Origin of the sequence: Roseovarius sp. SCSIO 43702, from assembly GCF_019599045.1 — a bacterium.
Lineage (GTDB): Bacteria > Pseudomonadota > Alphaproteobacteria > Rhodobacterales > Rhodobacteraceae > Roseovarius.
Map to the genome: position 1 here is coordinate 2,961,859 of NZ_CP080623.1, position 13,287 is coordinate 2,975,145.

Sequence of the window (13,287 nt, forward strand, 5' to 3'; positions counted from 1 at the left end):
GAAAGGTCCCGTCACCGGACCGACATCCGCAGACCCCGATCCTTCGCACCAATCCCCTCACCCGCCCCCCGGCTTCCGGAACAGGCGCGTCTGGTCGAAGATGCGGTCCAGCTCCTCGTAGCGGTCGCGCGCCTCGGGCCAGCGCGCCTCCTGCACCGCCGCGATCATCGCCTCGAGAAGCATCATGGTCGCGATGTTGCTATCCCACCCCGAGGGGATCTCGACCCAGCAGGTGAAGGCATGGTCGGCCACCCGCGCCACCGGCGATGTCCACTGGTCGGTGATCAGCACCACCTTCACCCCCCGTTCCGACGCCAGTTCCGCCAGCCGCAGCAGGTTCTGCTCGTAGCGGCGGATGTCGAAGATCAGGAGCGTATCGCCCGGCCCCATGTCGAGCACGTAATGCGGCCAGGTGGCGGCCGACGAGGTCATGTGGACGACCCCCGGCCGGATCGCCTGGAAATGGGTGAAGGCGTAATCGGCAAGGCTCCGGGTGATCCGCCCGCCGACCACGTATAGCTGCCCCTCGCTCCCGGCCAGAAGCGCCACCGATGCATCGAAACTCGCACTGTCCACATGCGAGAAGCTCTGCGCGAGGTTATGCGTCACCGCCTGCGCGAACCGGTTGAGCAGATGCGTCTCGGGCGCCTCGGTGGCCCAGGCCGCGCGGCGCTGCGTCGGACCGGACACCTTGGCCTGCAACTCGTCCAGCAGCGCGCGGTGGAACTGGGGAAATCCCTTGAACCCCAGCTTCTGGACCATGCGCGCGACCGTCGGGGTCGAGACATCCGCATTCGCCGCCACCTCGGTGATCGAGGCAAGCCCCGCACCGGGATAGTCCTGCAGGAGCGCGTTGGCGAACTTGCGCTCCGACGGCGTCAGCCCCTCGTATTCGGCGCGGATGAGGTCGCGGACACTGGGGCTTTTCTCTGGCATCGGGATGACCTGCGGCTCGCCTGTGTGAATATATTGACACATCGCGCCCCGTGTGAAAACATTTTTTCAGACAGGGGAGGGAACGCGGTGCAAGACGCGGCGAAACACGATGAAATGCAGGCCGTGGAGCGCGTCAACACCGATGGCGCGGGGCCGGCGGTGATTCTCTGCGAACACGCCTCGAACCGTTTCCCGCCCGCCTTCGGGACGCTCGGCCTGTCCGAGGACGACCGCCAGAGCCACGCCGCCTGGGATCCGGGGGCGCGGGCCGTGGCGCTCGGGCTGTCGCGGGCGCTCGATGCGCCGCTCGTCGCCTCGACCGTTTCGCGGCTCGTCTATGATTGCAACCGTCCGCCCGACGCCCCCACCGCCATGCCCGCGCAGTCCGAGAAGATCGCCGTGCCGGGGAACGCCGGCATCGACCCCGCGGCGCAGCAGGCGCGCATCGACGCGGTCTACACCCCCTTCACCCGCGCCGTGACCGACCTGCTGGCCCGTCGCCGCGCGGCCGGTCGCCCCACCGCGCTCGTCACGATCCACAGTTTCACGCCCGTCTTCAACGACCGCCCCCGCGCGGTTGAGCTGGGCATCCTGCACGACAGCGACACCCGGCTCGCCGACGCGATGCTCGACATGGCGCACGCGCTGCCCCACCGCCGGATCGAGCGCAACGCGCCCTACGGCCCGCAGGACGGCGTCACCCACTCGCTGGCGCTCCACGCCCTGCCCAACGCGCTGCCGAACGTGATGATCGAGATCCGCAACGACCTGCTGCAAACCCCCGAGGACGAGACGGCCATCACCGGCGAGATCCTGACGCTCCTTCGGCCCGCCCTCGCGCGCGTGGGCCTGGACAGGGAGGGCGCGCAAGATGCCTAAGGCGATCCTCGGCTATATCCGCGGCATCGACGCGATGAACCGCGTCATCGGGCGGATCACGATGTATCTCATCTTCGCGCTGATCGGCGTGCTGCTCTGGTCCTCGGTCTCCAAGACCTTCTTCGTCCCGTCGCTCTGGACGCTCGAGACCGCGCAATTCGTGATGGTGGCCTATTACGTGCTGGGCGGCCCCTACTCGATCCAGATGGGCTCGAACGTGCGGATGGACCTCTTCTACGGATCGTGGTCGACGCACACCAAGGCCTGGGTGGACGCTTTCACGGTGCTCTTCCTCATGTTCTATCTTGGCGTCCTGTTCTACGGGGCCGTGGGCTCCACGGCCTATTCGCTGGGCTATTTCGGGACCGAACCCTTCTCGTTCTTCTGGGATCTCCTCGTCACCCTCGTCACCGACGGCGCCGATGCCGCGCGCGAGAAGATGGGCTACATGGAACGAAGCTCGACCGCGTGGCGGCCCTTCATCTGGCCGGTCAAGGCGATCCTCTGCGTGGGCGTCTTTCTCATGCTGCTTCAATGCCTTGCGGAGTTCTTCCGCGATATCGCACGCCTGCGCGGGGTGGAGGTCTGATGCCCTATGAAATGATCGCCCTGCTGATGTTCAGCTCGATGATGCTGATGCTCCTGACCGGGCAGCGCGTCTTCGGCGCCATCGGCTTCGTGGGGGCGGTGGCGGGGCTGCTGCTGTGGGGCACCGGCGGGGTGGACGTGCCCTTCTCGGCGGCGATGAAGCTGATGAAATGGTATCCGCTGCTGACCTTGCCGATGTTCATCTTCATGGGCTACGTCCTCAGCGAAAGCCGCATCGCCGACGACCTCTACAAGATGTTCCACGTCTGGATGGGGCCGGTGAAGGGCGGCCTCGCCATCGGCACGATCGGCCTCATGGTGCTGATCTCGGCGATGAACGGCCTTTCGGTGGCGGGCATGGCCATCGGCGCCACCATCGCCCTGCCCGAGCTTCTGCGCCGCGGCTATGACAAGATCATGGTGACGGGGGTGATCCAGGCGGGATCGTCCCTCGGCATTCTCGTCCCGCCTTCCGTGGTGCTCGTCCTCTACGCGATGATCGCGCGGCAACCGGTGGGTCAGCTCTGGCTCGCGGGCGTCATGCCGGGCCTGCTGATGGCCACGCTCTTTGTCATCTACATCTATGTCCGCTGCCGGATGCAGCCGCATCTCGGTCCGGTCCTGCCCGCCGAGGAACGCGATCTTCCCATGTCCGAGAAACTGCGCCTCCTGCGTGCGGGCCTCCTGCCGCTCATCATCTTCGCCACGATGATGATCCCTTTCGTCAAGGGCTGGACCTCGCTCGTCGAAAGCTCGGCCATCGGGGCGCTCGCGGCGTTCCTCGCGGCGGTGCTCAAGGGGCGCATGACCCGCGAAGTGTTCGAGAACTCGGTGCGCAACACGCTGGGCATCTCGTGCATGTTCATGTGGATCATCCTCGCGGCCCTGGGCTTCGGCGCGATTTTCGACGGGCTGGGCGCCGTGAAGGCGATCGAGGATCTCTTCACCACGCAACTCGGCCTCGGTCCCTGGGGCATCCTCATCCTGATGCAGCTCAGCTTCATCCTCATGGGCACGTTCCTCGACGACACCGCCATGCTGGTCATCGTGGCGCCGCTCTACGTGCCGCTCGTGGGTGAGCTCGGGTTCGACCTCATCTGGTATGGCGTGCTATACACGATCACGACCCAGATCGCCTACATGACGCCGCCCTTCGGCTACAACCTCTTCCTGATGCGCGCCATGGCCCCGCCCGAGATCGGACTGCGCGACATCTACGTGTCGATCATCCCCTTCGTGCTGGTGATGGTGGGCGCGCTGTCACTCGTCATGATATTCCCGCAGATCGCGCTCTGGCTGCCCGAATACATCTACGGAAAATAACCACCAAGAGCCCCGGCCAGGGGACGTCACCTCAACAAAGGAGAGAAGACCAATGACCACGAGACGCAAGTTCCTCCAGACCGCCGGTGTCGGCGCCGTCGCGGCCCCGCTCGCCGCTCCCGCCATCGCCCAGTCCACGATCACGTGGCGCCTGCAAACCTATGCCGGCGCGGCGCTGGCCGAGCACGTGGCGAAACCCGCGATCGACATGTTCAACAAGATCGCCGGCGACCGCATGCAGATCGAGCTCTACTTCGCCGATCAGCTCGTGCCCACGGGCGAGCTCTTCCGCGCCATGCAGCGCGGGACGATCGACGCCGTCCAGTCGGACGACGATTCCATGGCCTCGCCCACCGAGGTCACGGTCTTCGGCGGCTACTTCCCCTTCGGTTGCCGCTACTCTCTCGACGTGCCGGTGCTCTTCAACGAATACGGGCTCGACGAGATCTGGAAGGAAGAATACGCCAAGGTCGGCGTGCAGCACATCTCGGCCGGTGCCTGGGATCCCTGCCACTTCGCCACGAAGGACCCGATCAACAGCCTTGCCGATCTCGAAGGCAAGCGCATCTTCACCTTCCCCACCGCCGGGCGCTTCATGTCGCAATTCGGCGTGGTGCCGGTGAACCTGCCCTGGGAGGATATCGAGGTCGCCGTCCAGACCGGCGAGCTTGACGGAATCGCGTGGTCCGGTATCACCGAGGACTACACCGTGGGCTGGGCCGACGTGACCAACTACTTCCTCACCAACAACATCTCGGGCGCCTGGATCGGCCATTTCTTCGCCAACCAGGGCCGCTGGGACGAACTGCCGGAGGATCTCAAGACCCTCTTCAAGGTCTGCTGCGAACAGTCCCACTACTACCGCCAGCACTGGTACTGGGGCGGCGAGGCCAAGCTGCGCGTTAACGGCGACAAGCTCAAGCTGACCACCATCCCCGATGCCGAGTGGGAGAAGGTCGAGGAAGCCGCCGAAGTGTTCTGGGACGAGATCGCCGCCGAGTCCGAGGTGAAGGCCAAGGTGGTCGGCATCTTCAAGGAATACAACAAGACCATGCGCGAGGCAGGCCGCCCCTATCGCTACGGCGTGACCTGATCGCATAGCCTGATCCGGCCCGGACCCCGATCCGGGGCCTCCCTGACAGCACGGGAGGTCCCGGACCAGGTCCGGGACGGGCTTTCCCTGTTCAATCCCTATTCAAGAGGCCGCCATGCCCGCACAGCTCAGCTTCGATGATCTGAAATCCCGCGTCTCCGACGGCGACATCGACACCGTTCTCGTCTGCTTCGTGGACATGCAGGGCCGGCTCATGGGCAAACGGTTCCACGCCGGGCATTTCGTGAACGGGGCCTACGAGGAAACGCATTGCTGCAACTACCTGCTCGCCACGGACCTGCCCATGTCGACCCCCTCGGGCTACAAGGCGACCTCGTGGGAGCGCGGCTATGGCGATTACGTGATGAAGCCCGATCTTTCGACCCTGCGGCCCGTCCCATGGCTCGACGGCACGGTCATGGTGCTCTGCGACATCCTCGACCATCACACCCACGAGGACATCGCCCATTCCCCCCGCGCCATGCTCAAACGTCAGCTCGCGCGGCTGTCCGACATGGGGCTGGAGGCGATGATGGCCACCGAGCTCGAATTCTTCCTTTTCGAGAAAAGCCACGACGAGATTCGCAAATCCGGCTTCCGCGACCTGACCCCGATCTCGGGCCATAACGAGGATTACCACATCCTCCAGACCACCAAGGAAGAACACGTGATGCGCCCGATCCGCAATCACCTCTGGACGGCGGGCATCCCGGTCGAGAACACCAAGGGCGAGGCCGAGCTGGGCCAGGAAGAGCTCAACATCAAATACGCCCCCGCCCTCGACACGGCCGACTACCACACCATCGCCAAGCACGCGATCAAGGAGATCTCGTGGCAACAGGGCCACGCCGCCAGCTTCCTGCCCAAGCTCCACGCCGACAAGGTCGGAAGCTCGAGCCACATCCACCAGTCGCTCTGGCAGGGCGGCAAGCCCGCCTTCTTCGACGAGAGCGACGATCTGGGCATGTCGCAACTGATGAAACACTACATGGCCGGCCTCCTGAAATACGCGCCCGACTGCACCTATTTCCTCGCGCCCTACATCAACAGCTACAAGCGGTTCCAGAAGGGCACTTTCGCGCCCACCCGCGTCATCTGGTCGGTGGACAACCGCACCGCGGGCTTCCGCCTCTGCGGCGACGGGACCAGGGCCATCCGTGTCGAGAACCGCATCGGCGGGTCGGACATCAACCCCTACCTCGCGATGGCCGCGCAACTGGCCGCCGGGATCAAGGGGATCGAGGACAAGCTCGAGCTGGCGCCCGCCTTCGCGGGCGACGCCTATGCCGACGACGCGGGCGCGATCCCCTCGACCCTGCGCGACGCGCGCGAGGCGCTTCTGGGCTCGGACATGCTGCGCGCGGCCCTGGGCGACGAGGTGGTCGAGCACTACGCCCGCGCGGCCGAGGTCGAGATCGAGGATTTCGACCGCGTGGTCACCGATTACGAGATCGCGCGCGGATTCGAACTGGCGTGATTCTGGATATTTCCGGCAAGATGAAGGACCTGCCATGACGACCCTTCAATGTATCTCTCCCATCGACGGCACCGTATTCGCCGAACGCGAGACGCTCACGCCCGACGCCGCGTCCGACGCGGCGCGGCGCGCCCGGGCGGCGCAACCCGCCTGGGCCGCGCGTCCGCTTCAGGAACGTATCGACCTCGTCATGGCGGCCGTCGCCGCCGTGGGCGCGATGAATGACGAGATCGTCCCCGAGCTCGCCCGCATGATGGGCCGCCCCGTCCGCTACGGCGGCGAATTCGGCGGCTTCGAGGAGCGCGCGAGCCACATGGCCCGGATCGCCGAGGAGGCGCTCGCCCCCATCGAGGTGGGCGAGGACGCGCGTTTCAAGCGCTATATCAAGCGCATCCCGCAAGGTGTGGTCTTCGTCGTGGCGCCCTGGAACTATCCCTACATGACCGCGATCAACACCGTCGCGCCCGCGCTCATCGCCGGCAACACAGTGATCCTCAAGCACGCGACCCAGACCCTCCTGGTGGGCGAGCGCATGGCGCGGGCCTTCCATGGGGCGGGCATCCCCGAGGATGTCTTCCAGAACGTCTTCCTCGACCATGACACCACCTCGTCGCTCATCGCCTCGCGCGCCTTCGACTTCGTCAACTTCACCGGCTCGGTCGGTGGCGGGAAGGCGATGGAGCGCGCGGCGGCGGGCACCTTCACCGGGGTCGGCACCGAGCTTGGCGGCAAGGATCCGGGCTATGTGATGGAGGACGCGGACCTCGACGCCGCGGTCGATACGCTGATCGACGGGGCGATGTTCAACGCCGGTCAATGCTGCTGCGGGATCGAGCGGATCTATGTCCACGAAAGCCTCTTCGACGCCTTCGTCGAGAAAGCGGTGGCGATCGTGAACGGCTACACGCTGGGCAACCCGCTCGACGAGGTGACGACGCTCGGGCCCATGGCGCACAGACGGTTCGCCGACGAGGTGCGCGCGCAGATCGACGAGGCGGTCGGCATGGGCGCGAAGGCCCATATCGAGACCTTCGCGGCCGACGATGGCGGCGCCTATCTCAGCCCCCAGATCCTTACCAACGTGACCCACGAGATGCGCGTCATGCGCGACGAGAGTTTCGGCCCCGTCGTCGGCATCATGCCCGTCAAGGACGATGACGAGGCGATCCGCCTCATGAACGACAGCCAGTTCGGCCTCACCGCCTCGCTCTGGACGCGCGATCTTGCCCGTGCCGAAGCCGTGGGCGACCGGATCGAGACCGGCACCGTCTTCATGAACCGCGCCGACTATCTCGATCCCGGCCTCTGCTGGACCGGGTGCAAGGATACCGGGCGCGGCGGCGGCCTTTCGGTCATCGGCTATCACAATCTCACCCGTCCGAAATCCTACCATCTCAAGAAGGTGACATCATGAGCCTCGTCGGAAACTGGTCCTACCCCACCGCCATCAAGTTCGGCCCCGGCCGGATCAAGGAGCTTCCCGATGCCTGCGCACAGGCGGGGATCACCAAACCCCTGCTCGTGACCGACAAGGGCCTTGCGGGCCTTCCGGTCACCGCGCAGGCGCTCGACATCCTCGACGCTGCGGGACTTGGGCGCGCGATCTTCTCCGAGGTGGACCCGAACCCCAACGAGATCAATCTCGAGGCCGGGGTCGAGGCCTACAAGTCGGGCGGCCATGACGGGGTCGTGGCCTTCGGTGGCGGCTCGGGGCTCGACCTGGGCAAGATGGTGGCCTTCATGGCGGGCCAGACGCGCCCCGTCTGGGATTTCGAGGATGTGGGCGACTGGTGGACCCGTGCCGATGCCGACGCGATCGCGCCGATCGTGGCGGTGCCCACGACCGCCGGCACCGGGTCTGAAGTCGGCCGCGCAAGCGTCATCACCAATTCGCAGACCCATGTGAAAAAGATCATCTTCCATCCTCTCGTCCTGCCCTCCGTCGTGATCTGCGATCCCGAACTGACCGTGGGCATGCCCAGGTTCATCACCGCGGGCACCGGTCTCGATGCCTTCGCGCATTGCGTCGAGGCGTTCTCGTCCCCGCATTATCACCCCATGAGCCAGGGCATCGCGCTCGAAGGGATGCGCCTCGTCATCGAGAACCTGCCCCGCGCCTACGAGGACGGCAGCGATATCGAGGCGCGCGCCAACATGATGAGCGCCGCCGCCATGGGTGCCACCGCCTTCCAGAAGGGGCTGGGCGCGATCCACGCCATGAGCCACCCCATCGGAGCCGTCTTCAACACCCATCACGGCACCACGAACGCGGTCTGCATGCCCGCCGTTCTCGACCTCAACGCGCCCGCGATCGCCGACCGGTTCGACCGTGCCGCCTCCTATATCGGGGTCGAGGGCGGCTTCGACGGCTTCCGCACCTTCGTGCAGGAGTTCAACGACAGCTTCGGCATTCCGCGCAAGCTCTCCGAGATGGGGGTAAGCAAGACCAGTATCGACGAGCTCGTGACCATGGCGCTCGACGATCCGTCCTGTGGCGGCAACCCCGTGCCACTGACCCGTGAAAACCTCCATCATCTGTTCGAGGCGACGATCTGAGAGTCGCGCCAGGTGATGTCACCCTGACCGACCCGGGTTTCGATCGGGTTAACGCGGCGCGCTTGCGCACCGACGTGATACCGACGTGGATACCGACATGGATACCGACGTTGGGGGCGGCGCCGCGCTGCCCCCGACATCTCGTGCCCATGTCCAGATGTGGTGGCTTCGCTCAGGCCGGCACCTCGGCCAGCAATTCGCGCCAGCGGTGACAGGCCACCTCGTGTTCCGTCCCCGCATGTTCGAGCGCCGGCTCGACCTCTCGGCAATGGTCGATCGCGTGCGGACAACGGGTGTTGAACTTGCATCCCGGCGGCTGATTCATGGGCGACGGGATCTCCCCCTCGAGCTTCTGCGCGCTGCCCCTGTCGTCGGGATCGAGCGAGGGGATCGCCGAGAACAGCGCCTTGGTATAGGGATGCTTCGGCTCGGCGAACAGGGACCTCGTGGGCGCCGTCTCGACAAGCCGACCGAGATACATGACCGCCACGTGATCACAGCTATGCGCCACCACGCTCAGGTCATGGCTGATGAACATGAAGGTAATACCGAGGTCGCGCTGCAACTCCTTGAGAAGATTGAGAACATCTGCCTGGATCGACACGTCGAGCGCGGCCACGCTTTCGTCCGCCACCACGAATTTCGGCCCTGAGACCAGCGCGCGGGCGATGGAGATCCGCTGTCTCTGGCCACCGGAAAAGGCATGTGGAAAGCGCCTGAGATGTTCGAGGTTGAGCCGGCATTTCGCCGCGATCTCGCGCACCCGCGCATCCGTCTCCTCGCGCCCCTTCGTCAGGCCCATGACCTCCAGCGGCTCCGCGATGATATCGCGCACGGTCATGCGCGGAGACAGGGCGGCATAAGGATCCTGGAAGATGAGCTGCGCCCGCTTGCGATAGTCCTTGAGGTCGTTTCCGTCCAGCGTGGCAAGGTCATACCGCACCTCGCCATCGTCGTAGGTCGCCTCGCCGCCGGTGATCGGCACCGCCTTGAGAAGCGCCCGCCCCAGCGTCGTCTTGCCCGACCCGCTTTCCCCCACGATGCCGTAGAATGACCCGCGCGGGATGTCGATGTTGACCTTGTCGACCGCCTTCAATACGCGCTTGCCGAATAGCGTCCCGCCGATATTGAACCCCACCGAGAGGTCCCGCGCCCTGATCAGGTCGTTGCCGCTCATGCGTCCTCCCCCTCGTAGATGTGGCACGCAACCTCATGATCCGGCTCGGGTTTTCGGATAATCGGCTCGCGCATCCTGCACACGTCGCCAAGGTATTTCGGACAGCGCGTATGAAAGACGCAACCCGAGGGTCGTTCCAGCGGCGAGGGAATGTCACCGGGCACCGGGACCAGCGGCGCATCGAGATCGTCGAGCGTCGGCAGGGCCGCCAGAAGCCCTTGCGTATATGGGTGTTTTGCATCCCGGATGACGGGCCGGACCGGCCCTTCCTCGATCAGGCGGCCAAGATACATCACCGCCACCTTGTCGGCGGTCTGCGCCACCACGCCGAGATCGTGGGTGATGAAGATGATGCCCATGTGAAACTCGTTCACGAGGTCCTTCATCAGGTCGATCACCTGCGCTTGGATCGTGACGTCGAGTGCCGTGGTCGGCTCGTCCGCGATAAGCAGCTTCGGCCGTGTCGACAGGGCCATCGCGATCATCGCCCGCTGCCGCATCCCGCCCGAAAGCTCGAATGCATACTGGTTGAACCGGCTCGGGGCATCCGAAATCCCGACGCGATCCAGCATCTCGATCGACACCTCCTTGGCCTTGGCCTTGGACATGTCGGAATGAAGCTGCAATTGCTCGACCATCTGCTTGCCGATGGTCAGCGCGGGCGCGAAACTCGCCATTGGTTCCTGGAAGATCATGGAAATCGCCCCGCCCCGCACGACCTTCAAATCCGACGGACGCCGCAGCGACAGCACGTCGACCGGCCCGGTCTCCGTGTGCAGCGTGATCCGGCTTTCGGGGCTGTAGACCGCGTTCCTGGCGTTGAGATGCATGAGCGACTTCGCCGTCACCGACTTGCCCGAGCCGCTTTCGCCGACAAGGCCCATCACCTCGCCCCTGTCGAGCGTGAAACTCACGTCATCCACCGCCGTCACCAGCCCCTCGTCGGTGCGGAACTTCAGCGTCAGGTTCTCGACTTCGATCAGCGCGCTCATCTGGAATTGTCCGAATAAGGGTCGGCAGCGTCCCGCAGGCCGTCACCGACGAAAACGAAGGCCATCACCAGCGCGATGAAGAACAGCACCGGGATGAAATACCATTGGTAATTGAGCAGGACGTCCGCGCTCGTCGCCTTCTGGAGCATGACGCCGAGGCTCGATACCGGATCCTTGAGACCCAGCCCGATGAAGGAAAGCGCGGTCTCGCTCAGCACCATGTAGGGAAACGAGATCACGAGGTCGACGATGATGTAGCTTGTGAAGCTGGGCAGCAGGTGCTTGCGGATCACGTGCCCCGACGACGCGCCGCAGAGCTGTGCGGCCAGCACGTATTCCTGGTTCCGCTCGGTCAACAGATGCGTGCGAACCCGCCGCGCAAGCGTGGGCCAGCCGATCAGGCCCAGGATCATTGATATGTAGAAAAACCTCGCCTCCGCGGTCATCTCGGGCGGCATGAAGGCCGCCACCGCCATGAAGAGCGGGATCGCCGGCACCGTGCGCACCGCGTCGGTGATCATCTGTATGACCCCGTCGATCCATCCCCCGTAGTACCCCGAGATCCCGCCGATGATGAGGGCCAGAACGAAGGCGATGAAGACCCCGATCGTGCCCACCTGCATCGACGTCCAGATCGCGTGCAGCGTTCGGCTGAAGATATCCTGCCCGTCCTCGTCGGTCCCGAAGATGTGAATCTTGGCGTCCTCGACCCCGAAGAGATGCGTGTCCATCGGGATGAAGCCGAAAAGTTCGTACCGGTCGCCCTCGACGAAGAAGCGCAGGTAGTGGCGCTTGTCCTCGTTGACCTTCGTCACCCAGCGGAAATTGGTCGCGATCGAGCGTTCGCGCTCGACCGCGTGGATGAAGGGGCGCGCCGAGCAACCGTTCTTGTCGCAGAACTGCGGCAGTTGCGGTGCGCCGTTGGTATAGTCCCTGTCCCGGCCCGCGATGGTCGGGTCATAGGGCGACAGGAACGGCGCGAAGAGTCCCGACAGGACCAACACCACCAACACGATGGCCGCAACCATCGCCGCGCGCTGCTTCTTGAACCGCGCCCAGATGAGCTGGCTCTGGGAGGCAGTGAAATAGGCCTCCTTGGCGCGCCGTTCGACCGCGTCCTCGGTCTCGACCACCTGCACATGAGGTCCGGTGGTTTCGGCGAGGTTGGGCTTGAGGGGATCGGGGGGGTTACTCATGGCCGCTCACCTCAGGATGCTCTTGCGGACGCGCGGGTCGATCACCGCCAGAAGCACGTCGGTCAGGAAATTGAGCGTCACGATCGACGCCGTGAGAAGGAAGATGATCGCACCGGCAAGTTGCTGATCGTTGGACCGTGCCAGCGCTTCGATCAGAAGCGCGCCCGCGTCCGTCATGACCAGGATCAGCGCGACGATGGGCAACTCGTTGAAGATGCGGTTCAGGTCAAACCCCAGGCTGTTGATGATCGGCCCCAGCGCGTGCCGCGCCGGGTAACGCCAGAGAAGCCTTCGCCCATGTACCCCCCGCGCCGCGGCGGCGGTGACGTAGAGCTTGCCGATCTCGTCCGACATGAGCGCCCGCACGGTCTGAAGCGCGAAGGCGGTGGCGGACCATCCCAGGATGAAAACGGGCAACCACGCGTGTTTCAGCAGGTCCACGAACTTGTCCCAGTCCCAGGGCGCATCGCGGTATTCCTTGCTGAAAAGACCGGTCAGCGTCTCACCGAACCAGACGGTCGAGATCAGCATGATGATCAGCGCCAGGAGAAAGTTCGGCATGGCAAGGCCAAGGTAGCTGAAGAGGCGAAGACCGTTGTTGAGATACGGGTTGTTCGTCGCCGCCGAAAGGATCCCCACGGGGATCGCGATGGCATAGGCAAGGGTAAGCGACGCAAGGCAGATGCCAAGCGAAAGCCAGAACTTCGATCCCAGAAGCTGCGCGATGTTCACCCGCAGGATGCAACTGTCGCCGAATTCGCCCTGGAACGCGTTCACGATCCAGAGGCCCCACCGCGTGAGGAACGGCTGATCGAGGCCCAGGCGCTTGCGCTCGGTCTCGATATCGGCGACCGAAATGCCCGAGCCTTGGGTGTTCTTGAAAGCCAGATACCGCTCGGCGCAGTCTCCCGGCACAAGCTCCATCAGCGAGAAGACCACCAGCGACACGATGATCAGCGTGATCATGGCCATGATGGCTCGTGTCACCACGAAGCGGCTGAAATTCAGCATCGCGTTTCCCTGTTGTCCCCGGGGCGGGTGCATGCCCGGCCCTTGTTATCGTTGGGAGT

At 64.7% G+C, this 13,287-nt stretch carries 12 protein-coding genes; 7 read left to right on the forward strand and 5 right to left on the reverse strand.

From position 1 onward, the window contains the following. Window positions 1–57: 57 nt before the first annotated feature. The gene (locus tag K1T73_RS14735) at window positions 58–936 is read right to left on the reverse strand and encodes a MurR/RpiR family transcriptional regulator (protein ID WP_220601427.1); all 879 of its coding nucleotides are present in this window, start codon (window positions 934–936) and stop codon (window positions 58–60) included. Between the two features lie 114 nt (window positions 937–1,050). On the opposite strand from K1T73_RS14735, the gene K1T73_RS14740 reads away from it, so the two are divergent. The 7 genes from K1T73_RS14740 to K1T73_RS14770 all read left to right on the forward strand — a co-directional run bounded on the left by K1T73_RS14740 (window position 1,051) and on the right by K1T73_RS14770 (window position 8,852). Next, on the forward strand, window positions 1,051–1,815 hold the full coding sequence (locus K1T73_RS14740) for an N-formylglutamate amidohydrolase (protein WP_220603764.1): 765 nt from the start codon (window positions 1,051–1,053) through the stop codon (window positions 1,813–1,815). Continuing rightward, a complete protein-coding gene (locus tag K1T73_RS14745) occupies window positions 1,808–2,404 on the forward strand; it encodes a TRAP transporter small permease subunit (RefSeq protein WP_220601428.1) in 597 nt (198 codons plus the stop codon). Before K1T73_RS14740 ends, K1T73_RS14745 begins: the two co-directional genes overlap by 8 nt. Further along, on the forward strand, window positions 2,404–3,726 hold the full coding sequence (locus K1T73_RS14750; protein ID WP_220601429.1) for a TRAP transporter large permease subunit: 1,323 nt from the start codon (window positions 2,404–2,406) through the stop codon (window positions 3,724–3,726). Before K1T73_RS14745 ends, K1T73_RS14750 begins: the two co-directional genes overlap by 1 nt. A 52-nt stretch (window positions 3,727–3,778) precedes the next feature. Then, entirely contained in the window at window positions 3,779–4,819 is a 1,041-nt protein-coding gene (locus K1T73_RS14755; RefSeq protein ID WP_220601430.1) for a TRAP transporter substrate-binding protein, read from the forward strand. A gap of 115 nt (window positions 4,820–4,934) precedes the next feature. Further along, complete coding sequence (locus tag K1T73_RS14760; RefSeq protein WP_220601431.1) at window positions 4,935–6,296, forward strand: glutamine synthetase family protein; 1,362 nt, start codon at window positions 4,935–4,937, stop codon at window positions 6,294–6,296. Window positions 6,297–6,330: 34 nt separating this feature from the next. Then, window positions 6,331–7,710, forward strand: coding sequence for an aldehyde dehydrogenase family protein (locus tag K1T73_RS14765; RefSeq protein WP_220601432.1), 1,380 nt, complete (start codon window positions 6,331–6,333; stop codon window positions 7,708–7,710). Beyond that, window positions 7,707–8,852, forward strand: coding sequence for an iron-containing alcohol dehydrogenase (locus K1T73_RS14770; protein ID WP_220601433.1), 1,146 nt, complete (start codon window positions 7,707–7,709; stop codon window positions 8,850–8,852). Before K1T73_RS14765 ends, K1T73_RS14770 begins: the two co-directional genes overlap by 4 nt. A gap of 172 nt (window positions 8,853–9,024) precedes the next feature. Here K1T73_RS14770 and K1T73_RS14775 read toward each other — a convergent pair whose 3' ends face one another. The 4 genes from K1T73_RS14775 to K1T73_RS14790 are packed head-to-tail and all read right to left on the reverse strand — an operon-like array spanning window position 9,025 to window position 13,228. Further along, window positions 9,025–10,029: an ABC transporter ATP-binding protein gene (locus K1T73_RS14775; protein WP_220601434.1), complete on the reverse strand. Its 1,005-nt coding sequence runs from the start codon at window positions 10,027–10,029 to the stop codon at window positions 9,025–9,027. Beyond that, entirely contained in the window at window positions 10,026–11,021 is a 996-nt protein-coding gene (locus K1T73_RS14780) for an ABC transporter ATP-binding protein (protein ID WP_220601435.1), read from the reverse strand. The genes K1T73_RS14775 and K1T73_RS14780 overlap by 4 nt, the downstream gene beginning before the upstream one ends. Then, a complete protein-coding gene (locus K1T73_RS14785; RefSeq protein WP_259400285.1) occupies window positions 11,018–12,217 on the reverse strand; it encodes an ABC transporter permease in 1,200 nt (399 codons plus the stop codon). Before K1T73_RS14785 ends, K1T73_RS14780 begins: the two co-directional genes overlap by 4 nt. 6 nt (window positions 12,218–12,223) lie before the next feature. After that, window positions 12,224–13,228 (reverse strand): ABC transporter permease, encoded by a 1,005-nt coding sequence (locus tag K1T73_RS14790; protein WP_220601436.1) that lies wholly within the window; start codon window positions 13,226–13,228, stop codon window positions 12,224–12,226. Window positions 13,229–13,287 lie beyond the last annotated feature (59 nt).

Excerpts from the sequence above, each read along its gene's own strand:
- K1T73_RS14735 (WP_220601427.1), bottom strand. The coding sequence starts at position 936 with ATGCCAGAGAAAAGCCCCAGTGTCCGCGACCTCATCCGCGCCGAATAC.
- K1T73_RS14780 (WP_220601435.1), bottom strand. The coding sequence starts at position 11,021 with ATGAGCGCGCTGATCGAAGTCGAGAACCTGACGCTGAAGTTCCGCACC.
- K1T73_RS14770 (WP_220601433.1), top strand. The coding sequence starts at position 7,707 with ATGAGCCTCGTCGGAAACTGGTCCTACCCCACCGCCATCAAGTTCGGC.
- K1T73_RS14750 (WP_220601429.1), top strand. The coding sequence starts at position 2,404 with ATGCCCTATGAAATGATCGCCCTGCTGATGTTCAGCTCGATGATGCTG.
- K1T73_RS14785 (WP_259400285.1), bottom strand. The coding sequence starts at position 12,217 with ATGAGTAACCCCCCCGATCCCCTCAAGCCCAACCTCGCCGAAACCACC.
- K1T73_RS14740 (WP_220603764.1), top strand. The coding sequence starts at position 1,051 with ATGCAGGCCGTGGAGCGCGTCAACACCGATGGCGCGGGGCCGGCGGTG.
- K1T73_RS14790 (WP_220601436.1), bottom strand. The coding sequence starts at position 13,228 with ATGCTGAATTTCAGCCGCTTCGTGGTGACACGAGCCATCATGGCCATG.
- K1T73_RS14765 (WP_220601432.1), top strand. The coding sequence starts at position 6,331 with ATGACGACCCTTCAATGTATCTCTCCCATCGACGGCACCGTATTCGCC.
- K1T73_RS14745 (WP_220601428.1), top strand. The coding sequence starts at position 1,808 with ATGCCTAAGGCGATCCTCGGCTATATCCGCGGCATCGACGCGATGAAC.
- K1T73_RS14755 (WP_220601430.1), top strand. The coding sequence starts at position 3,779 with ATGACCACGAGACGCAAGTTCCTCCAGACCGCCGGTGTCGGCGCCGTC.
- K1T73_RS14775 (WP_220601434.1), bottom strand. The coding sequence starts at position 10,029 with ATGAGCGGCAACGACCTGATCAGGGCGCGGGACCTCTCGGTGGGGTTC.
- K1T73_RS14760 (WP_220601431.1), top strand. The coding sequence starts at position 4,935 with ATGCCCGCACAGCTCAGCTTCGATGATCTGAAATCCCGCGTCTCCGAC.